General features: G+C 71.5%; 30 protein-coding genes. 20 read left to right on the plus strand and 10 right to left on the minus strand.

Features of this window, described 5'->3' with window-relative positions; all coding sequences use genetic code 11:
* Positions 1-58 precede the first annotated feature (58 nt).
* The 6 genes from AB5J73_RS48150 to AB5J73_RS48175 all read left to right on the plus strand — a co-directional run bounded on the left by AB5J73_RS48150 (position 59) and on the right by AB5J73_RS48175 (position 3,356).
* On the plus strand, positions 59-1,042 hold the full coding sequence (locus AB5J73_RS48150; RefSeq protein WP_370973779.1) for a L,D-transpeptidase: 984 nt from the start codon (positions 59-61) through the stop codon (positions 1,040-1,042).
* 50 nt (positions 1,043-1,092) lie between these two features.
* A complete protein-coding gene (locus tag AB5J73_RS48155) occupies positions 1,093-1,800 on the plus strand; it encodes a hypothetical protein (RefSeq protein ID WP_370973781.1) in 708 nt (235 codons plus the stop codon).
* Between the two features lie 83 nt (positions 1,801-1,883).
* Complete coding sequence (locus AB5J73_RS48160) at positions 1,884-2,087, plus strand: hypothetical protein (RefSeq protein WP_370973782.1); 204 nt, start codon at positions 1,884-1,886, stop codon at positions 2,085-2,087.
* 202 nt (positions 2,088-2,289) lie between these two features.
* A complete protein-coding gene (locus AB5J73_RS48165) occupies positions 2,290-2,571 on the plus strand; it encodes a hypothetical protein (RefSeq protein ID WP_370973784.1) in 282 nt (93 codons plus the stop codon).
* A gap of 292 nt (positions 2,572-2,863) precedes the next feature.
* Positions 2,864-3,055 carry a hypothetical protein gene (locus tag AB5J73_RS48170; protein WP_370973786.1) on the plus strand — a complete coding sequence of 64 codons (192 nt, stop codon included), beginning with the start codon at positions 2,864-2,866 and terminating at the stop codon, positions 3,053-3,055.
* 94 nt (positions 3,056-3,149) lie between these two features.
* A complete protein-coding gene (locus AB5J73_RS48175; protein WP_370973788.1) occupies positions 3,150-3,356 on the plus strand; it encodes a hypothetical protein in 207 nt (68 codons plus the stop codon).
* 70 nt (positions 3,357-3,426) lie between these two features.
* Here AB5J73_RS48175 and AB5J73_RS48180 read toward each other — a convergent pair whose 3' ends face one another.
* Positions 3,427-3,963 (minus strand): AAA family ATPase, encoded by a 537-nt coding sequence (locus tag AB5J73_RS48180; protein ID WP_370973790.1) that lies wholly within the window; start codon positions 3,961-3,963, stop codon positions 3,427-3,429.
* Positions 3,960-4,313 (minus strand): hypothetical protein, encoded by a 354-nt coding sequence (locus tag AB5J73_RS48185; protein WP_370973792.1) that lies wholly within the window; start codon positions 4,311-4,313, stop codon positions 3,960-3,962. The genes AB5J73_RS48180 and AB5J73_RS48185 overlap by 4 nt, the downstream gene beginning before the upstream one ends.
* A 152-nt stretch (positions 4,314-4,465) precedes the next feature.
* On the opposite strand from AB5J73_RS48185, the gene AB5J73_RS48190 reads away from it, so the two are divergent.
* Positions 4,466-4,741: a helix-turn-helix domain-containing protein gene (locus AB5J73_RS48190; protein WP_370973794.1), complete on the plus strand. Its 276-nt coding sequence runs from the start codon at positions 4,466-4,468 to the stop codon at positions 4,739-4,741.
* A 227-nt stretch (positions 4,742-4,968) separates the two neighbouring features.
* Here the strand turns inward: AB5J73_RS48190 and AB5J73_RS48195 are convergent, their stop codons facing one another.
* From AB5J73_RS48195 to AB5J73_RS48205, 3 genes are all read right to left on the minus strand, one after another.
* A complete protein-coding gene (locus AB5J73_RS48195; RefSeq protein ID WP_370973796.1) occupies positions 4,969-5,214 on the minus strand; it encodes a hypothetical protein in 246 nt (81 codons plus the stop codon).
* Between the two features lie 124 nt (positions 5,215-5,338).
* The gene (locus AB5J73_RS48200) at positions 5,339-6,190 is read right to left on the minus strand and encodes a DUF5753 domain-containing protein (protein WP_370973798.1); all 852 of its coding nucleotides are present in this window, start codon (positions 6,188-6,190) and stop codon (positions 5,339-5,341) included.
* A 398-nt stretch (positions 6,191-6,588) separates the two neighbouring features.
* On the minus strand, positions 6,589-7,113 hold the full coding sequence (locus AB5J73_RS48205; RefSeq protein WP_370973800.1) for a hypothetical protein: 525 nt from the start codon (positions 7,111-7,113) through the stop codon (positions 6,589-6,591).
* 68 nt (positions 7,114-7,181) lie between these two features.
* Between AB5J73_RS48205 and AB5J73_RS48210 the strand changes: the two genes are divergently transcribed.
* The 5 genes from AB5J73_RS48210 to AB5J73_RS48230 all read left to right on the plus strand — a co-directional run bounded on the left by AB5J73_RS48210 (position 7,182) and on the right by AB5J73_RS48230 (position 9,476).
* Positions 7,182-7,601, plus strand: coding sequence for a hypothetical protein (locus AB5J73_RS48210; RefSeq protein WP_370973802.1), 420 nt, complete (start codon positions 7,182-7,184; stop codon positions 7,599-7,601).
* Complete coding sequence (locus AB5J73_RS48215) at positions 7,598-7,933, plus strand: hypothetical protein (protein ID WP_370973804.1); 336 nt, start codon at positions 7,598-7,600, stop codon at positions 7,931-7,933. Before AB5J73_RS48210 ends, AB5J73_RS48215 begins: the two co-directional genes overlap by 4 nt.
* A gap of 26 nt (positions 7,934-7,959) precedes the next feature.
* Complete coding sequence (locus AB5J73_RS48220; RefSeq protein ID WP_370973806.1) at positions 7,960-8,307, plus strand: hypothetical protein; 348 nt, start codon at positions 7,960-7,962, stop codon at positions 8,305-8,307.
* Positions 8,301-8,540, plus strand: coding sequence for a hypothetical protein (locus tag AB5J73_RS48225; protein ID WP_370973808.1), 240 nt, complete (start codon positions 8,301-8,303; stop codon positions 8,538-8,540). Before AB5J73_RS48220 ends, AB5J73_RS48225 begins: the two co-directional genes overlap by 7 nt.
* 120 nt (positions 8,541-8,660) lie before the next feature.
* Positions 8,661-9,476, plus strand: coding sequence for an NUDIX domain-containing protein (locus AB5J73_RS48230; protein ID WP_370973810.1), 816 nt, complete (start codon positions 8,661-8,663; stop codon positions 9,474-9,476).
* Between the two features lie 74 nt (positions 9,477-9,550).
* On the opposite strand, the gene AB5J73_RS48235 is transcribed toward AB5J73_RS48230, so the two are convergent.
* Together AB5J73_RS48235 and AB5J73_RS48240 are read right to left on the minus strand one after the other, a co-directional pair.
* The gene (locus tag AB5J73_RS48235) at positions 9,551-10,798 is read right to left on the minus strand and encodes an MAB_1171c family putative transporter (RefSeq protein ID WP_370973812.1); all 1,248 of its coding nucleotides are present in this window, start codon (positions 10,796-10,798) and stop codon (positions 9,551-9,553) included.
* Positions 10,791-11,342, minus strand: coding sequence for a hypothetical protein (locus AB5J73_RS48240; protein WP_370973813.1), 552 nt, complete (start codon positions 11,340-11,342; stop codon positions 10,791-10,793). Before AB5J73_RS48240 ends, AB5J73_RS48235 begins: the two co-directional genes overlap by 8 nt.
* 784 nt (positions 11,343-12,126) lie before the next feature.
* Here AB5J73_RS48240 and AB5J73_RS48245 point away from each other — a divergent pair.
* Positions 12,127-13,338: a cytochrome P450 gene (locus AB5J73_RS48245; RefSeq protein WP_370973815.1), complete on the plus strand. Its 1,212-nt coding sequence runs from the start codon at positions 12,127-12,129 to the stop codon at positions 13,336-13,338.
* A 45-nt stretch (positions 13,339-13,383) separates the two neighbouring features.
* Here AB5J73_RS48245 and AB5J73_RS48250 read toward each other — a convergent pair whose 3' ends face one another.
* Positions 13,384-15,807, minus strand: coding sequence for a LuxR C-terminal-related transcriptional regulator (locus tag AB5J73_RS48250; RefSeq protein ID WP_370973817.1), 2,424 nt, complete (start codon positions 15,805-15,807; stop codon positions 13,384-13,386).
* A 631-nt stretch (positions 15,808-16,438) separates the two neighbouring features.
* Between AB5J73_RS48250 and AB5J73_RS48255 the strand changes: the two genes are divergently transcribed.
* Complete coding sequence (locus AB5J73_RS48255; RefSeq protein WP_370973818.1) at positions 16,439-17,503, plus strand: hypothetical protein; 1,065 nt, start codon at positions 16,439-16,441, stop codon at positions 17,501-17,503.
* Here the strand turns inward: AB5J73_RS48255 and AB5J73_RS48260 are convergent.
* Entirely contained in the window at positions 17,484-17,876 is a 393-nt protein-coding gene (locus AB5J73_RS48260; protein WP_370973820.1) for an HIT domain-containing protein, read from the minus strand. The genes AB5J73_RS48255 and AB5J73_RS48260 overlap by 20 nt on opposite strands.
* A 205-nt stretch (positions 17,877-18,081) precedes the next feature.
* Positions 18,082-18,525, minus strand: coding sequence for an XRE family transcriptional regulator (locus tag AB5J73_RS48265; protein ID WP_370973822.1), 444 nt, complete (start codon positions 18,523-18,525; stop codon positions 18,082-18,084).
* Positions 18,526-19,556: 1,031 nt separating this feature from the next.
* On the opposite strand from AB5J73_RS48265, the gene AB5J73_RS48270 reads away from it, so the two are divergent.
* The 6 genes from AB5J73_RS48270 to AB5J73_RS48295 all read left to right on the plus strand — a co-directional run bounded on the left by AB5J73_RS48270 (position 19,557) and on the right by AB5J73_RS48295 (position 26,167).
* On the plus strand, positions 19,557-20,657 hold the full coding sequence (locus AB5J73_RS48270) for a hypothetical protein (RefSeq protein WP_370973824.1): 1,101 nt from the start codon (positions 19,557-19,559) through the stop codon (positions 20,655-20,657).
* A complete protein-coding gene (locus tag AB5J73_RS48275; RefSeq protein WP_370973825.1) occupies positions 20,654-20,950 on the plus strand; it encodes a hypothetical protein in 297 nt (98 codons plus the stop codon). The genes AB5J73_RS48270 and AB5J73_RS48275 overlap by 4 nt, the downstream gene beginning before the upstream one ends.
* Complete coding sequence (locus tag AB5J73_RS48280) at positions 20,950-21,780, plus strand: hypothetical protein (RefSeq protein ID WP_370973827.1); 831 nt, start codon at positions 20,950-20,952, stop codon at positions 21,778-21,780. Before AB5J73_RS48275 ends, AB5J73_RS48280 begins: the two co-directional genes overlap by 1 nt.
* A gap of 6 nt (positions 21,781-21,786) precedes the next feature.
* Positions 21,787-23,163, plus strand: a complete 1,377-nt coding sequence (locus AB5J73_RS48285) for a hypothetical protein (protein ID WP_370973829.1) — start codon at positions 21,787-21,789, stop codon at positions 23,161-23,163.
* Positions 23,160-24,665, plus strand: a complete 1,506-nt coding sequence (locus AB5J73_RS48290) for an SCO6880 family protein (protein WP_370973830.1) — start codon at positions 23,160-23,162, stop codon at positions 24,663-24,665. Before AB5J73_RS48285 ends, AB5J73_RS48290 begins: the two co-directional genes overlap by 4 nt.
* A 179-nt stretch (positions 24,666-24,844) precedes the next feature.
* Entirely contained in the window at positions 24,845-26,167 is a 1,323-nt protein-coding gene (locus AB5J73_RS48295; RefSeq protein ID WP_370973980.1) for an ATP-binding protein, read from the plus strand.
* Positions 26,168-26,169 lie beyond the last annotated feature (2 nt).

Consider the following 26,169-nt stretch of genomic DNA (forward strand, 5'->3'; position numbering starts at 1 on the left):
CCGCGGCGGCCGCACCGCGACTCCCCAGACCCCCCAACGAGCAGGAAGGAGGTTCACCGTGATCGACGGCGACGGCGACCGGCATGCCCACGCGGACGGAGACGATCCGCGCCCGGACGGCACGACCGACCCGACCACCCCCTCGGGTGCGCGGCACAGACTCGAGCAGCCGCCCGCGGTGACGCGCCGCCGCCGGACCGTGCTCTGGACGCTCGGCGCGCTGGTCGTCGTCGCCCTCGGCGTGACCGGCTGGACCGTCGCCTCCGGCGGCACGCCGTCGGCCGCGACGAACACGGCCACCGCCACGGCGACCGCCGCCGTCCATCCCGGCGCCGACGACGGGCCCGCGATCGTGGACCCGCAGCCGGTGAGCCCGCAGCAGCTGAGCCAGCTGCCCGCGGCCACCACCTTCGGCACCGTCGCCGCCGCACTGAAAGACCCAGCCCCGGGCCAGGCGCCCGGCGGCCGGCTGGTGCACCCCTCGACCACGGTGCCGCTCTACGCCTCGCCCGGCGGCCCGGCCATCGCCGCGCTGCCGCCCACGCAGCTGGTCAGCGACACCTGGCTGCCGGTGGTGGCAGAGCAACCCGGCTGGGCGGAAGTCCTTCTGCCCTCGCGCCCCAACGACACCGCGGCCTGGATCTACCTCGACGACACCGTCACCACCGCGCACAGCCCGTACCGCATCGAGGTCGACCGCGCACGGTTCACGCTGACGCTGTTCAAGGACGGCAAGGAGACCGGGCACTGGACGGTCGGCATCGGCAAGCCGAACTCGCCGACCCCGGCCACCCGCACGTTCCTCCTCGCGTCCATTAAGGACACTCACCCGACTTTCAGTCCGATTGTGCTGCCGACCGGCGCGCACTCCGACACCTACGAGTCCTACGGCGGCGGTCCCGGGACCGTCGGCCTGCACACGTGGCCGAGCGCAGACGTCTACGGCCACCCCAGTTCTGACGGCTGCATCCGCATTCCGCCGGATGCGCTTCAGGTGATCAGCAGCGACGTCCCGATCGGGTCACCGGTGCTGATCAGGTGAAACACCCATCCAGAGGCCCATCCGGGCCACACCACACCAAGGGGGGACCAGTGGTCCGTACCACCTCTCGATCCACGCGCATCCTGGCCGGCGTCAGCGCCGGCGGTGTCCTGGCCGCGGGCGCCGTCGCCCTGGTGCTCAGCACCGGGTCGCCAGCCAGCGCGGCGGGCACCACCTCGACCGCCTACGGGGTCTCGGCCACCGGCGTCGATCCGGTCGGCGCGACGCCGTCGGTGTCCAGCGACGGCGCGGTCAAGACCGCCTCCGGCTCGGCCGCGGGCAAGGCCGGCACGTTCAGCGCCTCGGGGATCACGGTCAAGGCCGGCGCCGGGATGGCGGAGGCCACCGTGGGCGCGCTGACCGTGGGAGGCAAGTCCATCGGGTCGGTCAGCGCCAAGTGCGCCGACGGCAAGACGACCTACAGCCACTCCGGGGCCGCGCCGGAGGCCAGCAACCTCAAGGTGAGCTTCGGCGGGGGCGCCGGTGCCACCGTCCAGATCATCGGCGCCGGTGGCAAGGCCGTGGAGACGATCACCGTCGCGGTGGTCAAGTGCGGCACCGGCACGCCTCCGACCGAGCAGCCGCCGACGCAGCAGCCCACGGGTCAGCCGACCGGCCAGCCGACGCAGCACCCGACCGGTCAGCCCACGACCAAGCCGACCGGCACGACCAAGCCCGGCCAGAAGCCCGGTCAGCGGCCCGACCAGCCGGCGCCCAAGCCGGTCCCGCACGACGGTCACCACCCCGTCACCGGCTGACCCTGGCCGAACCGGTACCCATCCGCTGGTGGGGCGAGGTCGAACCCGGCCTCGCCCCACCAACCCGCGCAGCAGGGGAAGACATGCCCGCACGCACCACGACACCGTCCTCCGCCGCGGTCCGGCGGGTGCTCGCCGGCGCCATCCTCGGCGCGGCGCTCGCGGCCGGGGCGACCCTGGCCGCCACCTCACTCACCTCCGCCGCGCCGGACTCGCCGGGGTCGGTGCGCACCGCGGCCGTCCCCGATGTCGTGGGCCTCAACGGCGCGATGCCGAATGCCCCGTGACCCCAACCCCGGCCGGTGTTGCGCACCGGCCTCCCCACCGCGGGGGCCCGGACCATCTACGGTCCGGGCCCTCGTGCCTGTTCAGGGGCTGTCCGGCTGGAGCCCGCGACCGCCACCAGCGAGCCGCTGGTGCCGCGCGGCTTGCCTTTCGGGAGCGAACCCCGAAAAATCGGTGGTCAACCCTGTTTAGGAGGACGATCCGATGCCTTCGGTACGCCCGCAAGCCCGTCGCCGCGACGCCGAGGGGGAGTGGGTCTACGACGCGCGCATTCCGGCGAAGATCACGCTGGAGCAGGCCGCGACCGCCCTGGCCGTGGTCGACGGCACTCCGAACCGCGCGCGGGTCGCCAAGGACGCCTTGCCGAAGGCGCTCCAGGAGGTCGTCCGGCTGCTGCTGGCGGGCGAGACGATCGCGCCGCCCGCCGCTCTGGTGGGCCAGTGGCGCGAACGCCTCGTCGCCGACGGCGTCTTCCCCGCTGCCTGACCCGCGCGGCGGCGCAGCGTGCGCCGTCGGCCGGTCCGCGGCGCAACCGTGGTCCGTCACGTCCCAGCGATCCCGTTCACCCGAAATGATCAGGGTTGAACCCTGGAATATCGGGGTTGAACCCTGTTTAGATCGAGGTGTCCGCATCAGCGGACGCCGCCCGCTTCTCCTGGCCGGATTCCCGGGCGGCGTCCATGCCCTCGCTGGGAGAGCGCCTTATGGATACCAGTCTCAGGATCACCACGTCGTCCACCGCCGGCCGCGGGCCGGGCCGGGCCGGACGGGGACGCTGATGGCCACCGCCGGGGAGCTGCGGGAAGCACTCCAGAGGCTGCGCAACGCCTCGCCCGCGGAGAAGAACGCGGCGAAGTCGGCCGCCCTGACGCTGGGCGCGCAGACGGCGCTGGAGATCTCCGACCGCACCGCGCGCGGCCAGTTCGTCGCCTCCTTCGAGTCCGACATCAACGCGGCGGCGGACGCCTGAGCGTGTCCCGCTCGCCGACCGGCGCCCCGGCACGCCATGATCAGGCGTGCCGGGGCGCCCGCTCCGCGCACGCCCGATTCGCGCGGAGGTACTGGTGGACCGCATCGCCCCCGGCGACCAGCCGTTCACCGTGGCCGAGGCCCGCGACTACGTCGCGACCCTGATCCGCGAGTTCGAAGGCCAGCCCGGCGTGGAGCTGCTGGGCCTGGTCGGCGGCGTGCTCGACAACGTCGTCTGCACCTGCCGGCACGACACCGGCCGCCTGGCCGACGTCGTGCCGCTGCACCCGCGCGCGGACTGAACCCCGCGGACCGGCCACCGCCCGGCACGCCGACGACGTCGAGACACCGACCCCCGGGCCACGCGGCTCGTCAGGTGCGCGCGGCGGCCAGCTCGGGGAACATCTCGGCGACGACGCGCCCGACGGTCGTCTCCAGCTTGGAGGTCTCCGGCACGATGCGTTCGCCGATGCCGGGAAGCAGGTCGCGCTCGATGTACCAGCCGCGCAGATGCTCGGGGCCGAACTCGGCGGCCTGGGGACGGGTGGCGTGCCGGCGCAGCGACTCCTCGAGGGAGACGTCGAAGTAGTAGAACGCGGTCGGTCCGCGGTGGTCTGCGTGCAGGCGGGTGAGCATCGCGCCGTAGCGCTCGGCTGCCAGGATGCCCTCGACCACGACGTCGTAGCCGCGGTCGAGGGAGAACCGGGTGACCTGGTCGATCAGGTCGATGTTCGCCCCGCCGTCGACGTCGTGCTCGCGCAGCACCCGGCGGCGCAGGTAGTCCTGCTCGACCAGGGCCAGGCCACGGCCGCGTCGGCCGCGCAGGCCCGCGGCGGTGGAGGACTTGCCGCTGCCGCTCGGGCCGCGCAGCACGATCAGCCGGGTCTCCGTGGTGCCTACCTCGCTCATCGGCGGTTGCCGCCGGCCAGGCAGGCGAGCTCGGCCGCGCGGGCCACGCACCGCAGGCAGGGCCGGTCGCCCAGGGCGTCGACCACCTCGATCCGCCCGCGATCGGCCGGGCGGCCGCACAGCGTCCGCGGTTCGACAGAGGTGTCCAGCAGCGCCACGTGCACCTCTCCCGTGTCGGCGGCGCCGTCTGGAGAGCTGGCCGCGGCCCCTGAGGAAGGCGGCGGGACGTCCGGGAGCAGGCGCAGGTAGGTGACCGTCGCGCCGGCGTCGGCCAGGGCCTGCCGGGCAGTAGGCCAGGCGTCGTCCATCTCGTTCCCCTCGCCCGGTCGCCGGGTGGATGCCGTGCTCATCGTCGCGTACCGCCTGGAGTTGCAACCGACCGGAGCCGCTGTGCCCTGAACAGCACATTCACTCGGAGTTTATGCCTATAGTCATAAGGTGCGTCACCTTATGGCAGTCGCCTCTGGCTTGATCCACATTGTGCCTATAGGCATAGCGATCTATGCCGGCCGTCGAACCACCCTCGGACTTCGCACGCGAGCTGGGCAGCCGCGTGCGGGCCGCCCGGCTGGCGAAGGCGCCCAAGCGCTGGAGCCTGGAGCGCCTGGGGCGCCGGGCCAGGGTGAACTGGAGCTACATCGCCGAGATCGAGCGCGGCGAGGTCAATCCGACGGTGCTGGTGCTCGCGCGCATCGCCGCGGCGTTGGAGATCGACCTGGGAGTCCTGCTGGGCGAGTTGCCGGCGCCGCCGCCGGGCAAGGACCCCGATCTCGACTGAGCGGGTTCCGCCGGCCCGCGGGCGGCGGTAGCGTGCGGCCGCCGACGCGGTCAATTGTTCACGACCATGCGCTCCGACGTGCGCGTGATCTCCCTCGACGCGGTCCCCGAAGCGGATACCGTGGTGCGCGCACGGCTACGTAGCGTTCGGGGCTGCCAACGGCGGAGGCCCGCGCCGTCACTCCCGGCGCGGGCCTCCGCACGTCTTGCTGCCGCTGCGCGACTCGGTTACGCGATCAAGTGGTCGAACTCGCCGGCCTTCGCGCTGATCAGGAACGCTTCCAGCTCAGCGATCGTGAATCCGAGCGTGGTGCGCTTGTCGACCGGCGTCGTCGTGTACTCCTTGTCGTCCTGCACCCCGATCCAGTCTCCGACCCTGGTCAACCGGAAGCAGTTGCCTTTGTCAGGCGAGGCCGAGGGCTTCTCGTACTTGCCCCTGCGCAGCTGCTCGATGGGCGGCCGTTCTTCTGTCATCTCCACTCCTTCTGCGGTTACGGGTGGGGCCGCCATGGGTGGTGGTCCCACCCAAACGCAGCATCCCCCGCGCTCACAGAGGGTGCGCGGGGGTGCGGCGACGAACACCGTAACGGCGGCTGGCTCAGCCGCTGTACATCGCCCAGATCTCCTCGATCCGCCGGCGCGAGTCCTCGATGTCGAGCGCGACCGCGCGGCTGGCGGCCACGCTGAACAGGTTGTTGTAGTAGCGCAGCTCGGACGGCTTCTCCAGGAAGCCGCTGCCCGGCCCGGACTCGACGAACACGGCTTCGGGGTCCTCCGGGTCGGAGAACTGGGTGATCTCGAAGCTCATGCCCTTGGCACCGTAGGCGTCGGCGGTGAACGGTGCCACCAAAATTTCGACGGTGGCCGCCCAGTTGGCGTCCAGCAGGTGCCGCAGCGCCGAGGCCAGCACGAGGCGGCCGCCGACGTGGCCGTGCAGGGCGGCCTCGCCGATCACCACGGTGTAGCGAAAGTCCGGGTCGGTCAGCCGCTGCTGGCGCAGCATCCGGAACTCCACCACCCGCGACATGTCCACCGGGCGCGTGTGCTGCGACGCGCTCACGACGGCACGGGTGTACGCCTCGTCGGCCAGCAGCGTCGGGATGTAGGCGTCGACGTACTGGCGCACGTGCGCGGCGTCGAGCTCGAAGCCGGCCAGCATCTCGTCGTGCTCGGTGATGACGTCGACGTAGTCGGACCACCACCCGAGCTGGTCGCCGTGCTCCCACCACTCATGCCACCGTTCGGCCTGTTCAGGCGTCGGTTGCAGGATTTCTACGGCCTTGCCGAGCTGGAAGTGGGTCAGCTTGGCCTTGCCAATCTCGATCTTCGACCACCGGGACTGGTTCATCTTGCCGATGTAGTTGGCGATGTCGGTGCCCGACAGCTTCAACGCGGTGCGGCGATCGCGCATCTGACGGCCGAGGCGGCGCCGGCGCAGTGTGGGACTCACGTTCCCGTTCATCGTGCCCTTCCTGGGTCGGGCCACATTCCGTGGCTGTGTCACCCATGTCTCCGGCCGCATACCGCGGCCGTTCACCCGAATGGCGTCCTTGACTAGCTAAAGACTAGTTCTGGACTATGTTCTACATAGGTCGGGTACTAGATCGCAACGGTAGTCGACCTTCCGAGTTGTCGGGGGAGGGCTCGCACGGCAGCCCCCCAGGTCGTGCACAGCGGCCCTCTCCCGGCGCCGAAAGAAGAAACGGCGTGTCCCGAAGGTCCCCCGCCTTCCCCGGGGACGCGCCGACGAAAGGAAACGTGGCGGGCCCTCGCGGTCCTCCCCCTCCCGCAGGGGCCCGCCACCCCAGACAGCGGTGGCCCCCTCGTGGAACCCCTCGAGCGAGGGGGCTACTGCACCAACCGGCACCGGGAGCCGCGATGGATCAGGCAGCGCACGCGCCCAGCGCGCCGTTCCTGGTACGCGGCCGTATCGGTGATACCCCAGTCGAGCGCGCGGTCGCCACGATCGAGGAAGCCGAAGAACTCGCACAGCTCGCGGCCACCGCCGGCGACGGCTCCTGGGGCTCCTGGATGGTGCTGCCCACCGACCCTGACTCCCCGGCCGAACCCATCGTGCTGTTCGGCCGCCTCCGCAAAGGCATCACCGGCGAATCCCGCCGGGAAGTCCACGCCGTCGGCGTCGTCCCGGGCCTGCTGCTGGCCGAGCAGCTGCGCGCCGCCTGCGGTGCCCAGCTCGCGCGCGGCGACCTCGAGTTCGTCGAACTGGGCCACCACATGCCCTGCGAACGCTGCCTCCAGCGCCTCGGCCTGATCCCCGAGCGCGTCGAGCTTCCGCCCGCGGCCGCACCGGCACCGGCCGGGCTGCCGGACCTGCACCCGGACCTGCACGAGCTGTTCGCCCAGCTCGGCCACGACAGACCCGTCCTTCCTGGAAGGGGATGCATCGAACCACCAGTCACACGACCAGAGAGGTGAACGTCTTGACCGTCCTGACCGACCATCCCGCCCCCGCCGGCATGTCCGACCCGCTCGACCAGGCCGCGGCGCTGCTGGCCTGCATCGAGACCGAACCCGCAGTGTTCCTGCGCGGACTGGACCACCACCACGCCGGCGCTCTCATCACCGCCGGATTGCCGACCCTGCGCTACCGGCGCACGCCGTACCCCGGCCACCAGGAGCACCTGGTCGTCGACCTCGCCACCGGCGACGGCGTGCGCATCGACGTCCGCTACGACAAGACCGACCGCGCGGCCATCGCGCGCGTCGCGCAGACCGACAACGGCGTGCTGTTCAACCGGCTCGTCGCCCACCTGACCTGGTGGGACCTCAACGGGCGTCCGGCCGTGGCGAACATCCCGGCCGCGCTGGCCGCCCAGAACAACGTGCTGAGGGCATCGTGACCGCCCCGGCCGGAACCGACGAACTCGACCGTCGCGAACCCGGCACGCACATGCCCGGCATCCTCAAGACCCTCCGCATCGACTGGCCCACCCGGGACCCGGACGAGGAGGAAGCCGAAGCCCACACCCGGCTCCTCGAGCGCATCGCGGCCGGTCTGGCGAAGCTGCCGGAATCCGGGCCGGTCGTCGTGGAGGTGCCCTCGCAGCTGAGCGCGGCTGACGCCGAGGTGCTGCGCCCGATGCTGGACTCGCTGCGGAAAACGGCCCCCGAGCTCAAGTTCGCCTTCTTCACCCCGTCGTCGCCGGATGCAGCCGGCCCCGACGAGGTCTGACCCGAATCCGATCCGAGGAAGTGACGATGACCAGCATGCTTTCCGCGCCACCGGCACCATCGATGCCGTCGCTGGCGTTCCCCGACCTTCCGGAGCGACCGGCGCTCGCCCTGCCCGTGGAGGACCCCGCCTTCATGGCCCTGCTGCGCGACGCCGAGCCCGATCTGACCCACGTCCGGCAGAACCACCGCCACGCCGGCGAGGTCGTCCACGTCTGGCGCCACACGCACACCGGCGCGTTCGCCGTCCTGATCATGCGCGACTCCGGCCGCCACGGCGTCAAGGAGTCCGGCGGCACGCCGCTGTACGACCGGCTCTCCCAGCTCGCTGGGATGTGGCTGGCCAGCGAGAGCCCACGCCCGGCCCGGTGCTGATCGTGTGGCAAGGCGCTGGGCTCCTTCTCGGGTGCGCGCTCGCGGGCCTGTTCGCCGTGGCGCTGCTGGCAGGGCTCGTGCTGGCCCTGCGCAAGCGGGCCGTCCAGCGGCAGCCGCGCTATCCCGATTACCAGGAAACCCTCGTGCAGAAGCGGGTGCGCACCCTGCGTCTGCGCGATCGCTCGCCCGACGCCACTCAGCCGCTGCGCCCGGACCCCCGGTGGACGCGCTGACCTCGAACCCTCTGGCGAGTCACCCAGATCCGGCCCGGACATCACCACCACGCGATGTCCGGGCCGGGTCGTCTCGAACCTCATTCCGCACCACCGCATCAACCCTGGAAGGCAATCTTCATGATCGACACGACGACCGAGTCCGCCGACACCACAATCGGCACGGCCGCCGACGGCTACACCGACCCGCCGCCCACGACCGTGGCCGCCGACGTCGTGCTGTTCGGCGTCGACGACGAGGGGCGGCTGCGGGTGCTGACGATCCGGCGGCTGTGGGACCCGTACGCCGGTCGGCGGGCGCTGCCCGGCGGCCTGCTGGAGGAGAACGAGGACCTGGCCGCGGCCGCCGTGCGTGAGCTCGGCGAGGAGTGCGGCATCCACGTGGTCGCAGACGACCTGACCGAGATCGGCTCCAGCAGCGCCCCGGACCGCGACCCACGCCGGCGCGTGCTGTCGGTCGCCTTCGGCGCCGTGCTGCCGGACTGCCCGGTGCCGACCGCCGGTGACGATGCCAGCGAGGCCCGCTGGATGCTGGCCGAGGCGATCATCGACGATCCCGAGTCGGTGGCCTTCGACCACCACCAGATCGTGGTCCGCGCGAGGAAGCAGCTGGTTGAGCAGATCATGCGGGTCGCGCCGGGCGCGCTGCCGGCGCTGGACCGCGTCGAGGACGCGGTGCGGGCGTTCACCGCGGTGCTCGGCTCCGTCGACCGGGAGGCCCTGGTCACCGAGCTGAAGCAGGTCCGCAAGAGCCAGCTGCACGAGCTGGTCGGTGGACTGGACGGGGCGCTGTCCAAGATCTCGGATGTGCTCGGCGACTGCGGCGAGACCGTCGGCGACTTCCTCAGCTCGACCGAAGAGCTGGAAGCAGCGAGCGAAACCCTCGCGGAGGTCGGCACGCATCTGGAGAACGTGGTGCACGAGCTGCGCCCCTGACCCCGTCCCCGTCCCCGTCACGCCACGACACGAGTCCGGCCCCGGCACCGCGAAGGTGCCGGGGCCGCTCGTTGTCACCGCGCGCGCGGGGTGTCGCCGGGGCTGTCGTGCGCGGCCGTGACCGCTGCGCGGCCGCGCAGCGCGGCGACGTCGGGGTCGCGGCGCAGCATGGCGGCGACCTGGATCAGCCAGCGGGCCTCGGCGAGCAGGTCCGGCGTGGCGGGGGAGTGCTGTGGCATGACGACGTCGACGACTTCGGGATGGTGTCGTCGCCCGGCCCGGTAGGCGTCGAGGGCGGCGCCGAGCTCGGCTGCTTCCAGCAGGACGTCTCCGGCGACGGGGCTCAGGCCGCGTTCGCGGGCGGCTGCCAGCGCCCAGCCCGGGATCTGCGGCGGGATGTAGGGCCGCAGCGCCAGCTGTGCGTCGCGGATCTCCAGCGTGCGGCGGTAGAGCCGGTACTCGGTGCGTTCGGCGCGGGTCAGCCGTCCCTGCTCGGGCTCGTCCAGCTGCACCTGCGGCATCACCTCCTCGACCACCTGCCGCCACAGCGGGGTCAGGCGCCGGGTGGCGTGCCACACCTGCCAACGGACCGGCAGGTTGCGCAGCGCTGGCCACCAGCTGGTGAAGGTGGCGCCGGCCGTGCCGACGCCGATCGAGAGCAGGGCCAGCCCTTCGGCGATCTCCGCCTGCAACGGCAACGCGTGGCCGGTCACGGCGAGCACCACCACCCCCGCGCCCTTCCACGCCGCCCACACCAGGCCGAGGATGGCTGCGCCCAGGACGATGCGGAAACCGGTGCGCAGCAAGGGGTGCAGTTCGCGGGCGCGCACGTAGCGGCGCATCAGCGCGAGGAAACTGATCAGGCCCCAGCTCATGAAGGCCACGTACAGCGTCAGGTAGGCGACGATCCGCGGGTCGCGGCCGTAGGTGGCCGCGAACTGCGGGGTGTAGTCGGTGTCGGCCAGCGCCAGCAGGATGGCCATCGCTGCGACGCAGCCGGCCAGCGCGGCCGCGCTGATCACCGACCGGCGCCGGGCGTCCGGTCCGGCGCCGGCGTGGTTGAGCACGCCGATCAGGCAGAAGGCCGCGCCCATCGCCAACGCGTTGCCCAGCAGCCGGACGCTGTTGTCCACCGGCTCCAGCCACCGTGCGGCTGCCAGCGTCGCCGGCGCGGTCACCGCCAGCGCGAGCGCGAAGCACACCATGGCGGCCACCAGGTACTTCCGGCTCGTGCTCATCGAGATGCCGCGGGTACTGAGGATCTTGGCCGCCGCGCCGGCCAGGGTGAGTGCCGAACAGAGGTAGGCCAGCAGGTCAACCACGCCGGCCGCCGGCCCGGACCGGGTGGCCGAACGCGGACTCCAGCCCCACCAGGCCGTCACCGTGCCGCCGTCGTGGTGTGAGACCGCGATAGGCGTCCCGGGTCGAGCTGATCCGGGAGAGCACCAGCGATGCGAACAGCTCCGCCTCGCGCTCCTGGTTGGTCGCGTAGACGGTGCGGCCCAGGATGCGGCGAACAAGCGCCGGCGACAACGTGGGCAGCAGCAGCCGCAGGGCGTCGTCCCCGGCCACCCGCGGCGCCTCGCCGCAGTCCGACATCGAGGTGCAGTGGTCGAACAGCAGATGGCCGACCTCGTGCATCACCGTGTGCTGGGACTGCAACGGAGACACGTTGCTCGCGCAGTAGATGTAGTCGATCTCGGTGGTGCTGATCAGCATCCCGCACGGCTGGTCGGCGCCCAGCCGTCCGGGGATCAGCTGGATCTTCTTCCCCCGCTTCTCGGCCAGGGAGGCCAGGAAGTGGTCGATGTCGAACGGACGCGGAATGACCAGGGTGTCGATCAGTTCTTCGCACCGTGTGGCCATGTCCTGCACGGCGGTACTCAACGCACAGCCTCCCCTCGTGCAGTTCCGCGTAGCGCGGCCGGCCTGCCGTCCGTGCGCTCGACAACGGCGGCGTGGCGCGATGAGCCACGTACCGGCTTTCCGTGGCAGCCGATTGGCACGTTCTTACCCCCTTTGCCCCTCGATGCCGATGAGCCTCCGGACCACCGTTTTTCCGCCATCCCCTGCACGGCGGAACACCCTCGGTGCGGAGGCTCATCGACGTAGCCACAATAGGCCAGACGGTGGCGTTGTCAACGCACTTCCACACATCTCGGTAACCGATTTTCCGAGGGGCTTGTGCGAAATGTCAGGGGAACCACGTAGCCTTTGCGCGCAGCGCCACGTAGACATCAACACTGCGTAGTAACTCCTGCCCACAGCGTCAGCGGTGACGACCTCAGCCCTGTGGCCCGTCGACCAGGGCCACCTCCCGCCGACTTGTGACCCAGGACTCTTCGGCAGTCGCTACGCGCACCAGACAATTGTTTGCCTTTAAACGAGTATGTTCCGAAAATAATTGCGATACGTGGTATCTATCGCCACGTTACGTGGTCCGTTCATATCGAGTACGTGGTCCCATTCGGAGAAATTACGTGGTTACCCTGATAGTGCCTGAAACCTTTTTCGCAGATGCTCGAAGTAGGCCCGCCAAATGACGGGACGAAGTTGACGCGCGCCATCACCGCCGCCTCCGACTGCACGGCACTCGATGTGGCCGCACTCCCGCTGGTGCAGGGCGTCGCGCACGAGGAAGGCATCCGGCATGACGCCCTGCACGACCGCCCTGTTCGGCGAGAACTACTGGAACCAGTCACTGGCGGTGGCCGACGCGTTGCGTCCCCAGGCGTCGGTGCATCGCGCGACGCTGCCCAACCAGGTCCGCGTGTGGGTCATCAGCCAGTACGACGACGCGCGCGCCGCGCTCAGCGACCCGCGCCTGAGCAAGGACAACGCCGGCCTCACCGCGATCATCCGCGACCAGCTCGCCGCGGCCGGGCAGGAAGCGGACCTGTCGAACATGTTCGCGCCGCACATGATGTTCAACGACGATCCGGCTCACGCCCGGCTTCGTGCCCTGGTCGCGGCGAAGTTCACCCGCGGCCGGGTCCGTGCCTTGCGGCCGTGGATCGAGCAGCTGGCCACCGCGGTGCTCGACGAGCTTCCCGTCGACCGGCCGGTCGACCTGATCGACACCGTCGCCTTCCCGCTTCCGCTGAACGTCATCTGCCAGCTGCTCGGGGTGCCGCTCGACGACCGCGAGTATCTGCGGGAATGGACCGCGGCGCTGATGGAGGACTTGCCGGAGCGGGCTCTTCCTGCGTCCCGCGAGATGGAGCGGTACTTCGATCGCCTGATCGCCGCCAGGCGCGCGGTCCCCGGTGACGATCTGCTCTCGGCGCTGGTGCAGCAGTCCGAGCACGGGGACCAGCTGACCCCGCCCGAACTCATGGGCACCCTGTTCCTGCTGTTCGTGGCCGGGCACGAGACCACGACGAACCTCATCGGCAACACCGTGCGGCACCTGCTGGCCGAACCGAGCCGGTGGCGCCGGCTCGCCGCCGACCCTGGCCTGGTGCCCGCGGCGATCGAGGAGTCGCTGCGCTACGACAGCCCGGTACGCATGGCCACCCACCGGTTCACCACCGAGGACGTCGCATACGGCGGTGTCGTCATCCCGGCCGGCGAGATCGTGCTCGTGTGGTTGCAGAGCGCCAACCGCGACGACAACCGGTTCCCCCGCGCGACCGACCTGGTGCTCGGGCGGGCCGACGCCGCCGCCCACCTGTCGTTCGGCCACGGCATCCACTACTGCCTGGGCGCGCCGCTGGGGCGCATGGAAGCCGAGATCGTGCTACGCGCCCTCACACAGCGGTTTCCTGACGCCCGGCTGGCCGCCTCCGCGCACGAGCTCCAGCGGCGTCCCAGCGCCATCATGAACGGCTACGTCGGGCTGCCGGTCCGCCTCGCCGGCTGACCCCTGCGGCGGCCGCCTCGGCGTCGGACGGCCGGCCGCTGCGGGTCACTTCCCGGCTTCGGCGAGGTACCAGGCGGCGATCTCCACGCGCTTGCTCACGCCGAGCTTGCGGTTGATCCGGCGAATGTGCTCCTCGACGGTGCGGAAGCTGATGTGCAGCCGCTCGCCGATCTCCCGGTTGCTCATCCCTTTGGCGACCAGGTCCGCCACCTCGAGCTCCCGGTCGGACAGCCCGCCGGGCAGCATCTCCTGAGCTGAGGGCTGCCGCTGGGTCGGAAACGGCGTGGCGGCCAGCGCGTAAATCTCCTCGGGACGCAGCGACTCGCCGAGTTCTACCTGCTTCTCGAACCGCCTCTTGTATTCGTCGTCACCGAGCTCACGCCTGGCTGCGGCCTTGGCCTGCTGCTGTACCCGTAGGAACGGCAACAGCCCCAGCACCGTCGCTTCGGTGTGTCGCCAGCCGGCCTGGGCCCCGCCGAGCAGCTGTCCCGCCAGCTCGTAGTCCCCGCGCGTCACGGCGACGATGGCGATCAGCCACAAGCTCCAGGTCGGACCCCATGTGTCTCCGGTCGCCTGCTGCGAGCGCAGCGCTTCCTGCGCCAGCCGGGCGGCGGCATCCGGATCGCCGTGCAGCAGCTCGGCGAGCGCGTTGTTCCACAACGCCCAGGAAAGGCACCACGGGGCGCCCGACGCGCGGGCTGCCGCGAGCACCCGCTCGGCTTCGGCGAAGGCGCGCTGGGCGTCGCCGAGGAACGAGGCGGCCATGCCCAGGAACAACATCGTCATGAACACGTCGCCCGGCGTGCCCTGGCTGCGCAGTGCGCGCTCCGCGCGCGACAGCAGCTCCAGCGACTCCCGTGCCTTGACCCGGTCGGGCTCGGTGAGCAATTTCTGGGTGCCCTGCCCGTAGAGCAGCGGCCCGAACGGCTCGTCGATCCCAAGCTGGCGGACGACCTCCTCGGCCTGGGCCAGCAGCGGCCTGGCCAGCGCCTGGCTGCCCTGGATGAGCGCGACCCAGGACGACATCGACAACGCGGCGGCCTGCTGGAGGCTCGGTGCGTCGGAGCAGCCGTCGAGTCCCATCGCCAGCATCCGGCGCGCCTCGTTCAACTTGCCGGAGAAGACGAAGAACCGGGTCCCCGTCGCGCGGATCGCCATCTCCCGGCCGCGTTCGGCTGTGGCCGGGTCGGACAGGAAGTACTCTTGCGCGGCGCGCAGGTTCGGCAGTTCCACCTGCAACCGGCGCATCCACTCGATCTCGGCGGGGCCGAACCATTCGCGTGCGCAGCGCGCGACGAGCTCGTCGAAGTACTCCGCGTGCGCCTGGCGCAGCTCGTATTCTTCGCCGGCGGCGGCGACGAGCTCCTGGCCGTACTCGCGGATCGTCTCCAGCATTCGATACCTGGTGCGGCCACCGCGGGCCTCGGTCACGAGCAGAGACTTGTCCCGCAGTCGGACAATCAGGCTGAGCACATCCGGCTTCTCGACGCCGCGGCCGCCGCAGATGGCCTGCGCCGCGTCGAGGTCGAAGCCGCCCTCGAACACCGAGACCAACGCCCACACCCGACGCTCGGGCACCGGGAGCAGGTCGTAAGACCAGTCGATCATGGCGTGCAGGGTGCGGTGGTGGTCCTGCTCGTGCGGCCCGTCGGCCAACAGGTGCAGCCGGCTCGGGTGCTCGACCATCTCCTGGAGCGTCATCGCCGCCAGCATCGGCGCGGCCAGTTCGATGGCCTGCGGAATGCCGTCGAGCAGCTGGCACAGCCGCGCGGCCAGCGGGTACTCCTCTTCGGAGATGCGCACGCCGGCTGCGGCCGCCCGGTCGATCAGCAGCTGCTGGGCCTCGTGTATCCCGTTCTCGTCACCGTCGCGCCCGCAATCGCCCGTGCCGATGCACAGCGGCGGGACGATCAGCAGGTGTTCGCCCTGCACGCCCAGCCGCACCCGGCTGGTGGTCATCACCTGGAGACCCGGCGCGGCCTTGAGCAGCGTGGTCAGCAGGCGCGGCACCTGGCCGGTCCCGGGCGACTTGCCGACCAGGTGCTCGCAGTTGTCCAGCATCAATAGCATCTGCCGGTGCCGGAAGTACTCGATCAGCCGCGCCAGGCCGGGGGTGGACGAGTTGTCCAGGATGCCCAGCTCGCCGGCGATCGTGGACTCCAGCCGGTCGTCGGCCTCCTTCAGGTCGGCGAGCTGCACCACGACTACGCCGTGCTTGTACGCGCCGGCGTCGACGAGTTCCCGGGCCATCCGCAGCAGCAGGCGGGTTTTCCCGACGCCGCCGGTGCCGATCAAGGTCACCAGGCGGGCGGTCCGCAGCAGTCGTATGCCGTCGTTGAGCAGGCTGCCGCGACCGATGAAACTGTTCATCTCCGCGGGCAGGAGCGATGGGCTGGCGGGCGAGATGTACTCGTCCGTCGGCGCTTCCCCCTCGCGGACCAGGTGATCGTGCTGGGTACTGCTGACCATGCGTGTCCCCCCGACACGTTCGACGATCAACAGGCGACGCGGCCGCGCCGCCCGGCATCCGCTTCGTCGACACGGGTCTGGATCACGCGGCCCCCTTTGCCACGCCCGGCCCAAGCTCCCCGGTTGGTCCTTGACCCGTCACGAACGGACGAGCCGATCACGCCCCGTGTCTCAGTGCAGCGGTGTCCCGGCTCGCGGCACCGCATGCCACGAGCCCCTTCATGGGACCGGCTACGCCCGACGACCAACGGGAACGAGCCTTGTGACCAGCGCATAGGCTGCATGGTCACGACTTCATCAACACTATCGGATCAACCGACGACGACTGTACGGTTTTCGTGACCTCGGCGCGTCAGCCCGCTCGGGTTACCCCGTTTGAGCAGGAGGTGTCACGTGCTGTAGTTGGCCTTGTTCACCCGTCTCAGCGATCTTTCGCGGCGGGATGTCGGCCGACTGGCCTAGTGCAATCTGCCACATAGAGTTGACCAGTGACCCGTGAACAGTGGGAATACCGGCATGGACTCCACAATGGACAGCGTGGCGAGGGTTGTGGCCGGGCGCGGCCGCGTGCGGGCGGGACGACGGACGCCCGCCGGCTCATGTTGACCTCATCACGATCGCCCCTGGCCGAATGACCGGACCCCGCGAGGCCGGCAGAGATCGCTGGCGGCACGCCGGGCAGTGGATTCTGCTCGACGCGCGTTTCCACCTACTGGCCATCGGCCAGGCCCTCTACCAGGGCATCTCGCCGAGGTTGGATGTCACCGCCCGCCGGGTCCTGCTTCCGCGGATGCGCCTGGCCGCCCAGGAGCGGCGCCCTCGCGCCCAGGTCGCCGAGGACTTCGGCCGCCGGTGGTCGGTTCGTGTCCAGCCGATCCTCGGGCCGGCCAGCGGCGCCGTGCTCGCCGTGCTCGGTTGCTACGTCCCCGAGGGCACCGAGTTGCCCGAGCCGCCGCTGGTCGGCGGCTGGGAGTGGCACGCGACCCCGCCCGGCCCCGACCAGCAGATGCGCCTCTACTGGTCGCCGGACACCTTCGCCGTGCACGGGCACCCCGTGCCGGACGGTGAGGAGCCGCACTGGTGGGAAGCCGCGCAGTGGCTGGACGAGGTCGTGGCCGGTGCCCATCGGGCCGACATCCAGCGGGTGCTGGAGACCTTCCAGGCCGCGGCCTCCGACGGTCTGCTCATTCACAGCTTCGCCGCGCGCACCGCGCAGGGCGCGCGGGTGCACGTGCGCCTGGCCGGACGCCGTGACGTCGATGGCGCCGGACCGGACAGGTGGTTCCGCGGGGTCAGCACCCGCGTCGAGAACGACGGGGCCACGCCGCCGGCACCGTCCACGGCCGCGGTGCTCGACGCCGCCTTCGCAGTGTCGGCCGATCCGCTGTGCGCGATAGACACCAGCTACGAACACATCTACATGACCTCGGCGAACTTCGCCGTCCTCGGCATCGAGCTGCCCGCGGACCGGTATCTGCCCAAGATGGCACATCCCGACGACCTCCCCGCGCTGCGTGGCTTCCTCAAAGAGGCGGCAACGCGGCCGGCCGAGACGATCGGCCCGGTGACCGTCCGCATGGCGACCCGCGGCCGACGCGGGTGGACGCGAGTGACGCTGGTCGGCACGGGGATGCGGCTGTCGGCGTCGGGCCCGCAGCACCACGTGCTGTGCCGGGTCACCCCGGCCGTCGGCTGAACGGTCCGGACCCGCGGATGGACGCGAGGGAGTCGGCCGCGCCGGTCCGGACGAACTCGCTCGACGGTGCGCGCGGGATCAGGTCCAAGTGCAGGTGAGGCGGCTCATCGCCCGCCCGTACCTCCTCGCGCGTGGCGAGGATGGTGCAGCACGGGTAGTCGGCGGCGAGCTCCGCGGCCGCGACCATCACCACGCCCGCGACGTGCGGGGCGGCGGCGACGTCGTCGAAGTGGTCGGTGGCGATGAGCAGCACGTGACCAGGAGCGCGCGGTGACGGGGCTTCGACGGCGATCACGTCCGGCCAACACCGCAGCACCACGACACGCGTCGTGCCGCTGACCATGGCGCACAGCGGACAGTCGGGGACGGCCATGACGCTCACCCGATTCCAGGCCCGCGGTCACGGCTCAGACCAGGCTGGACGACGTGCGGCTGCGGGAGCGCCTGTTCGCGCTGCCGGGCCGGTGCACCTGAGTCCATGACCCAAAGGGTGTCGGGCGCAGCACGCTCCGTCAGGGGGTTTCAGCCATTTGACCGCGAATTGTCCAGTAGTCCGCCCAGTTCGGCCTGGATGTTGGCTACTCCGCCTTCGCGGCGCGGCCTTCCCCGCCGGACTGGTTGGCCTGGAGGGTGCGCATCAGCTCCAGGACCTGTTCCCGGTGGGCCGGGGTGAGGCTCAGCGCGCGCAGCGCCACCGAGTGCACGTCGGCGTCGCGCAGCGCCACCACCAGATCAAGATCGGCCTGGATCTGCCGGGACTTCTCCGAGTCGAAGAAGATCGCCGGATCGACCTCGAAGAAGGCTGCGATCGCCTCGAGGTGCCCCTTGGTCGGGTTGTCCGCGATTCCCGCGCGCAGCTGGCGCATGTACTCCTTGGAGAAGGTCTTCGTCGGGTGGCGCTCCTTCAGCCAGGCCGCGCACCACTTTGCGACGTGTTCCATGGAGTGCTCGCTGCCGTTGGACCGCGTCACCGTCTTGAAGAGCTTGTCGATGATCTCCGCGAGCGTGGATGCCTCCGCCATGGCAACCCGCCTCCTCGTCTGTCCGGGAATCTTCTCGACGGTCCGTAACCGCCCGGTCGCCAAACATAGGTGATCGAGCCCGATACGTCCACATCAGTTGACATCTTGGCGGCTGGGCATATCCTCTGTCTAGCAGGGACGGCAACTGATATGGACGTTTCACTAGGGAACGCCAGGTCAGCGCCGTCTCGCGGGGGCAGGGAAACCCAGAAGGGGTTGGCCCACCCGAGGGGAACCGAGCCGGCTACGGGGGCCGGACGAACCGAGGGACGCCGGCGCGGCCGGTGTTTCGCAGGAGGGGGCTTGATGCACAACCGACCGACGAGGTCGCGCAGCCGCACCGCGCAGTAGCGACGGCACGCCGACTCGTACCGCCGGGCCCGCACCGGGCTGACCGGCGATAACCGAAGCTGGCGCAGCCGTCGCCGGAGCTCGGTCCGCCACCGGCTCCGCCGACGCGCGTGAGCGCATGGCGCGATTCATCGCGCCGTCGACCTTGGTCTTTCCAGCACTGGATCGCACCAGCGACCCAGCGTGCCCTCGCACGCCCTCGTGACGGCCGACAGGCGGCCGGAGAGAGACCGGGCCGCGCTCACCTTCTGCGCCGCCGTGGCGCACCCCACCGGGTGCGCCACGGCACCACCAACAGCCACGCGGGTCGCGGGCCTGGGTTCAGCGCGCCCTCGACCTGGCACGGCCGCAGCACCAGCGGCGCACGCAGAAGGGAGGAGGACGTGCCCACCGTGAACAGCGAACCCTTGGGAAACAACGGGTTCCGTCGCCTCGTTGGCACCGTGCCCTTCGACGCCGACGCCGGGCAGCGGCCCGACGAGCAGGCCGCAAGGCCCGCCCCGCAGCAGGGGCCCATCGACCATCCGCCGTCGAGCACCACCTCGCCGGCAAGCCTGGGGCGCCCGGCCGGTCTCACCCTCCGGCCGGGCGCTCCACCACCCGTGCCCGTCGCGACGTCGCCGGCGGACACGAATCCCACGACACCGGTGCGCACCGCCACGCCCCCCGGTGGGCCGCCGATGCCACTCGCCGGGCCGGCCGCCGCGCCGGCTGAACCCGAGGGACTGCGCACCCTCGAGGCCGAGCTCGCGCAGGCCGCCCGGCGAACGTGGGCCCAACTTCCGGCGGCCGACGTCGCCGCGGCTGTGGAAGCGGGGACGATCTCCGCAGCCACGCAGGCGTCCGAGGAGCTGACCGCCACCCGCGCCGGGCAGCCGCTCGTCGGCGATCAGCCCGCCCCGCCCGGCGGCGCCGCGCACGCGGCGACCATCGAGGTCGCGGCCGCCGCGGCAGCGATCCAGCGCCAGGGCCTGCCGCCCACGGCGACCGACCCGGTGGACTGGAGCGGCTTCGGCACGGTCATCCCCGTGCTGGCCGGTTCGCCCGGCGCCGGTGCCTCGGTCCTGGCCGCGGTGCTGGCCGACGTCCTCCAGCTCGCGCAGCTGCGGGTGCTGCTGGTCGACCCGGCCGACCCGCCGCGCTCCGGCCTGGCCGCCGCCACCCGCTCGCTGGGCCCGTGGCTCGCGCACCCGCACCCGCATGTGCACATCCGCTTCTCGTGGCGGGCGCAGGCCCTGCTGGCGCGGCTGGAGACCAGTCTTCCGGTCCTCGCGCCGGGCATGGTGCCGCCGCCCCGCTTCTGGCACCCGCCGGTGCAGCAGCTGCACGCCACCGTGGTCGATCTCGGCCACGACCCGTGGCGGGTCACCGCGCACCCGCTCTCGGGCGCCGGGGCGTGGCTGCGCCGCGGTACCCCGCAGCCCCGCCCGGTGCTGGTGGTGCGCCCCAGCCGCCCGTCGCTGCTGCACGCCGAACAGGTCCTCGCCCGGCTGGACCACTGGATCTCCTGCGCCGCCGCGGCCGCTCCGGCGCAGCTGGTGGTGATGGGCGCCAAGCGCTGGCCCGACGGGGTGGCCGGCGCGGCCGGACGACGAGTCAGCGCCCTGCTGGACGAAGCGGTGTTCCTGCCACACGACCCCGATCTCGCCGCGGCCGGCGTCACCGCCGCGGTCACTCCGCCCCGGCTGCGGCAGGCGATCACGCCGGTGCTGCGCCGCTGGGGCCTGCTGCCTGACACCGCCGGCAAGAGCAGGCGGTCGAGTACGAGGGGGCGCTCATGATCGAGCACTTCGAGACCGTGATGTTCCTGGCCCAGCAGATTCCCAACCCCGGCCCGGCCGAGCCGCCCGGCGCCAAAGAGATCCTGGGCGTGGTCAGCAACGTCAAGTGGGCGGCGGGAATCGCCCTGCTGGTCGGCTTCTTCGCCGGGCTGGTGGTGTGGGCCGGCGGGCGCTGGATCGACCACCACCGCGCGGGCCGCATCGGCTTGATCATGATGCTCTGCGCCATCGGCGGCGGCCTGCTCTACGGCATCGGCTGGCAGGTCATCAACCACTTCGCCGGCGGTCAGTGATGACCGAGAGCCCGACGGAGGACACCCAGGCCCGCAAGAAGGCCGGGCTGACCCTGACCGGGGTCCTGGTCGCCGCGATCGTGCTGATCGGGGGCGTGATCGCGGTCGTGGTCGCGCACTACGTCACCGCTCCGGCGCCGGCGCCGCGCGCACCGGGCGCCACCACGCCTCCGGCCGTGGCGACGAGCACGTCCGGCGCCGGCGGCGCGGCCGAGGAGAACGCGCTGGCCGCCCAGCCGATGGTGCAGCTGCCCGCCCAGGCGGCGCAGCCGCAGGCGATGACGACCGCGACGGCGGGCCCGGCGATCACCGTGCCCAAGCCCACCGTCACCACCGGTCGCTGGATACCGGGTGGGTTTCCCGGCACGCCCGAAGGCGCGCTCGGCCAGCTCAAGGCCCTGGACGAAACCGCGATGACGGCCGCGGATCCGCAGGTCTACGCCCGCGGCTACCGCGAACTCGCCGAGTCGGGCGCGCCTGATCCCGGCTCGACCGGGCTGGCGTCGCTGCTGACCAGCATGCGCGCGCGAGCCCAGCTGCCCGCCACCGGCTCGGTGACCGGGCTGAGCGCGACCTACCAGGTCACGCACGGCCAGATCAAGGGCACGGCCTCGGGCGGGCGCTACGTGGTGGCGTGCGTACTCGGGCAGTTCTCGGTGGGCGTCAACGGCCAGCTCGTCAGCGTCGGAGTCGGTGACTGCCAGGCGATGCGCTGGACCGGCTCGGACTGGCGGATCGCCTCGGCCGCGCTGGCCGCGCCGGCGCCGAGCGCGTGGCCGGGCAGCGCGGACGCGGTCAAGGCCGGCTACCGCGAGCTGAGCGGGAGCTGAGCGCAGATGTGGCCTTTCGACGACATCGGCTCCTCCATCGGCGATTCGATCAAGGGCATGATCGCCTCGGCGTTCGAGGCCGCCATGCAGGCGATCTGGGACGCGAGCCTGTTCGTGCTGCGCGGCGCCTTCTCCCTGGCCGACCGGTTCTCGGTGTTCAGCGTCAGCACCACCGAGGGCCCGATCTCCATCTTGTGGCCGATGATGCTGTGGATCTCCGGCGTCCTCGCGCTCGGGCTGTTCTTCTGGCAATTGATCATGACGAACCTGCGCGGCGGCCGCGGGTTCATGCGGCTGGTCGTCGGGCCGGTGCAGTACGGCATCGCCCTGGCGGTGACCGTGGGCATGGTCGCGGCGTTCCTCGCCGGCACGGACGCGCTGACCGAGGGCATCCTCAACTACGGGTTGCAGTCGAAGAACTTCACCGACGCGCTCAACCACACCAGCTTCGGTGACAGCGTCGTTGACGGCGTCAAGGCCATCGTGCTGGGCATCTGCGCGTTCGTCGGCGTGATCCCCGCGGCGATCGGCTACATCCTCGAGATGTTGTTCCGCGAGGCGGCGATCTACGTCCTCGTGGGCACGGTGCCGATCGCCGCGGCGGGGCTGCTGGCGAACGTCACCTCGCACTGGTTCTGGACTCCCTGCCGCTGGTGCCTGGTCTGCATCGCCATGAAGCCGGTGCTGAGCCTGGCACTGGTATTGGGCGTGGCGATCGCCGGCGGCGCGCAGGGCCTGTCCGGTCTGCTCGCCGGCGTCGGCGTGCTGATCATCAGCTTGTTCTGCCCGTTCGTGTTGTTCCGGTTGTTCGCCTTCATCGACCCGAACTCCGATGCCGGCGCCGCGTTCCGCGACGCCCTGTCCGGGATCGGCGTCGACTCCTACGGCGCGAACAACCCCGCGATGATGGCCGCCGGCGCCGTCGGGGGCAGCGGTGGCGGCGGGGCGATCGAGGACGCCAACACCGGCCGGTTCGACGAGGCGGTCGCCGACCACGCCGAGAACTCCATGGACGAGTCCGGCGTCGGCCGAGGCTCCGAGGGCGGCTCCGAGTCCGACAGCGACAGCGACACCTCCAGCCCTGACCAATCCGGCGACGACGGCGTCGGCGGCGGAGGCAGCAGCTCCGGCGGAGGCGGCGAGCTGCCGCCGGCGAACTCCGGATCGGTCGTGTCCTCCAGCCGCGACAGCGGCCCATCGGGTGACTACAGCAACGACAGCACCGGCGGCGACGGCGGCGATCCGCCCCCGCCCGAGCCGCCCGGCGGCGGCGGAACGCCCTCACCGCACGGCGGAGGCGGCGGTGGGCCCAGTTCCGGTGGCGGCGGCGGAGGCACCGCCAGCGAAGCAGAAGAAGCAGAGGAAGCGGCGGTGATCGCATGACGACGCCTCGGATCTACCGGGGACTCAACCGGCGCGAGCACGCGGGCTGGATCATGGGGCTGACTCCGGTGCAGGCCCTGGTGTGCATCCTGCTCGCGGTCCCGGTGCTGTGGACCATCTCCGACGGCAGGTTCACCGACGCCGCAATCCTGCTGCTGATCTGCGGGACGATCGCGGCCCTCGTGGTAATCCCGGTCCGCGGCCGTCCGGCGTTCCGCTGGTTGCTGCACCTGGTGCTGTTCCAGGTCGGGATCGTCACCGGCTGGTCGCGCTGGCAGTCCAAGGCCGCCGCCGGCGCGTCCGTCGACCCCAACGAGCCGGATCTGCCCGGCGTGCTCCAGCGCGTCGACTTCCCCGACGGCCCGCAGTTCAAGGACGCCGGCCGGGTGTGCCTGATCCACGACACCGGGGACGGCCGGTGGGGCGCCACCGCGCGCCTGACCCACTCCGGGGTGGGGATGCTCTCGGACGAGCAGTGCGAGCGCTTGGCCCACCGCTTGGGCAACCTGCTGCTGTCGCTGGGGCACCGCGAGGTCATCGACCGGATGAGCCTACTGGTGCGCACCGTGCCCGACGACGGCACCGAGTACGAGGTGTGGCGCAGCGACCACGAGGTCACCGACGCGCCGCGGCTGGCGCGCCAAGCCAGCTACGAACTGGACCGCACCATCGGCAACGTCAGCGTCCGCCACGAGGTGTTCGTGACGGTCAGCGGCCCGGAGGACAAGCTGCGCAAGCCGGCCGCGGCGGCCGGCGGCGGCGTCGCCGGGCGCGCGCTGGCGCTGTACCGGGTGCTCGACGGCCTGGAGGATCCGCTCAAGGCGCTCGGTGCCCGCACCGTGGAATGGCTCGACGGGCCGGGCATGGCCGAGGCGCTGCGTACCGGGTTCAACCCCGCGGCGCGGGCGGTGCTGGCCACCGCACACGAACGCGGCACCGGCGGCCGCGGGCTGGAGAAGGCGGCGGCCGGGCCGACCGCGGCGCCCTCGCCGTCGGCGCGGGCCTACACCCACGACGGGTTCACCACGGTCTCCTACAGCGCGCTGATGCCGGAGGCGGGCACGGTCTTCGGCAGTCTCGGGCCGCTGTTGGCGGTGCGCACCGCCGGGGAGCGGCGCACGCTGGCGATCCACTACGAGGTCCTGGACTCCCGCCGCGCGCATCGTGCGGTGCAGGGCAACCGGTTCCGGTCCAACGTGATGACCGACTGGAAGCGCAGCAAGGGTTTCAACACCACGGCGATGGACGAACGGGAGGCCAGCGGCGCCCGCGCGCAGGAGCGTGCTGTCGCAGCCGGGCACTCGGTGGTCCGCTTCGCCGTCGCGGCCTCGGTCACCGTCCCCAGCACGTGGAACGTCGAGGACCACGCCGCCCGCCTGGAGAACGACGCGAGCGGCCGGTTCCGGCTGCTGCGGCTGGATTTGGCGCAGGACTCGACGTTCGTCGTCGCGGTGCTGCCGGTCGGGATCGGGCTGCCCCGCCAGCGGGGAGGTCTGCTGTGAGCCGGCGCGGTCACCGGGAGCGCAGCGCGGCGCAGCTGCTCGGCGACTTCGGCGCGCCACCGGCGACCAGGCCCCGGCAGGAGCCGCAGCGCCGCAGCCGGGACCGGGTCAACCGGGCGATCGCGCCGCGCCGCGGCCGCGCCCGCCCCGGTGAGGGATGGTCGCCGGTCGAGGCGCCGATGGCGGTCTACCAGGCCGCCACCTCCGAGATCGGCGGCTTGTTTCCCTTGCTGGCAGCCAATGGCATTCCCGCGGTCGGCGCGCGCATCGGCTACGACACGCTCTCGGGTGGCGCGTTCTACGCCCACCCCATCGAGTGGGTGCTGCGCGGCCTGGCGACCAACCCCAACCTCGTCATCTTCGGCGAGCCGGGACGCGGCAAGTCCAGCACGGTCGTGGCGTTTCTGCTGCGGATGATGCTGTTCGGCATCAAGACGCTGATCTCCGGCGACGTCAAGGGCGAGTACAGCCCGCTGCTGCGGGCACTGGGGATCACGCCGATCGCGCTGGGCCGCGGCAGTTCCGCCCGGCTCAACGCGCTGGATCTCGGGCCGCTGCGCAGCCGGTGGGGCGGCTGGACGGTGACCCGGCAGCGTGAAGAACTCGCCGGCGTGCTGGGCCGGTGGGTGAAGCTGCTGGTCGCGCTCGCCGAGGCGCAGGGCTACCGCCCGACCGTCACCGACGAGGCGGTCCTCTCGGCGGTGCTGCGGCGGCTGGTCGGCGTCGACGACGGCTACACCCAGCTGCGCCCGGTCACCATCCCCGACGTGCAGCGCGAGCTGGCTGAGCCGGACGACGCGCTGTGGGAGGCCACGCGATTCGCCGGCCGCCGCCAGTTCCTCGACACCCTGCGCCCGATCACCGACGCGCTGGGCAACCTGATCAACGGGCCGCTCGCGGGCTTGTTCGACCAGGAGACGAACTTCGAGCTGGACTGGGACGCCCCGGTGCAGTCGATGGACCTGTCGCTGCTGCGCTCGCGCGGCGACCAGGCAATCGCCGTCGCGCTGACCTGCCTGGGTTCCTGGTCGTCCATGGTCACCGACCTGCAAGACGACGGCGAGATCCGCATCGTCGTGCGCGACGAGGTGTGGCGGCAGATGCGGCTCGGGCTGCGCGCGGTGCAGGCCGTCGACTCGGACCTGCGGCTCTCGCGCGCCGAGCGCAAGATCCAGATCTTGGTCATGCACAAGCCGTCCGACCCGCTGTCGGTCGGCGCGGCCGGGTCGCAGGAAGTGGCGATCGCCAAGGACCTGCTGGCGTTGTGTAGCACCCGGATCCTGTTCGGCCAGTCCACGCGGGTGGCCGACGAGCTGGCCGAGGACTTCGCGCTGTCTGAGCGCGAGCAGGACGTCACCACCGGGTGGGCCATGGAGCGCACCGGCCGGGCGCTGTGGAAGATCGAGAACAACCCGGGCTACAAGGTCCAGACCGTCCTGTCGCGCACCGAGCGCAAGATCTTCGACACCAACGCGCAGCTGCGCGCCCGGCGGGACGGGTAGGC

This window comes from Amycolatopsis sp. cg9 (assembly GCF_041346945.1).
In the GTDB taxonomy this organism is placed as follows: domain Bacteria; phylum Actinomycetota; class Actinomycetes; order Mycobacteriales; family Pseudonocardiaceae; genus Amycolatopsis.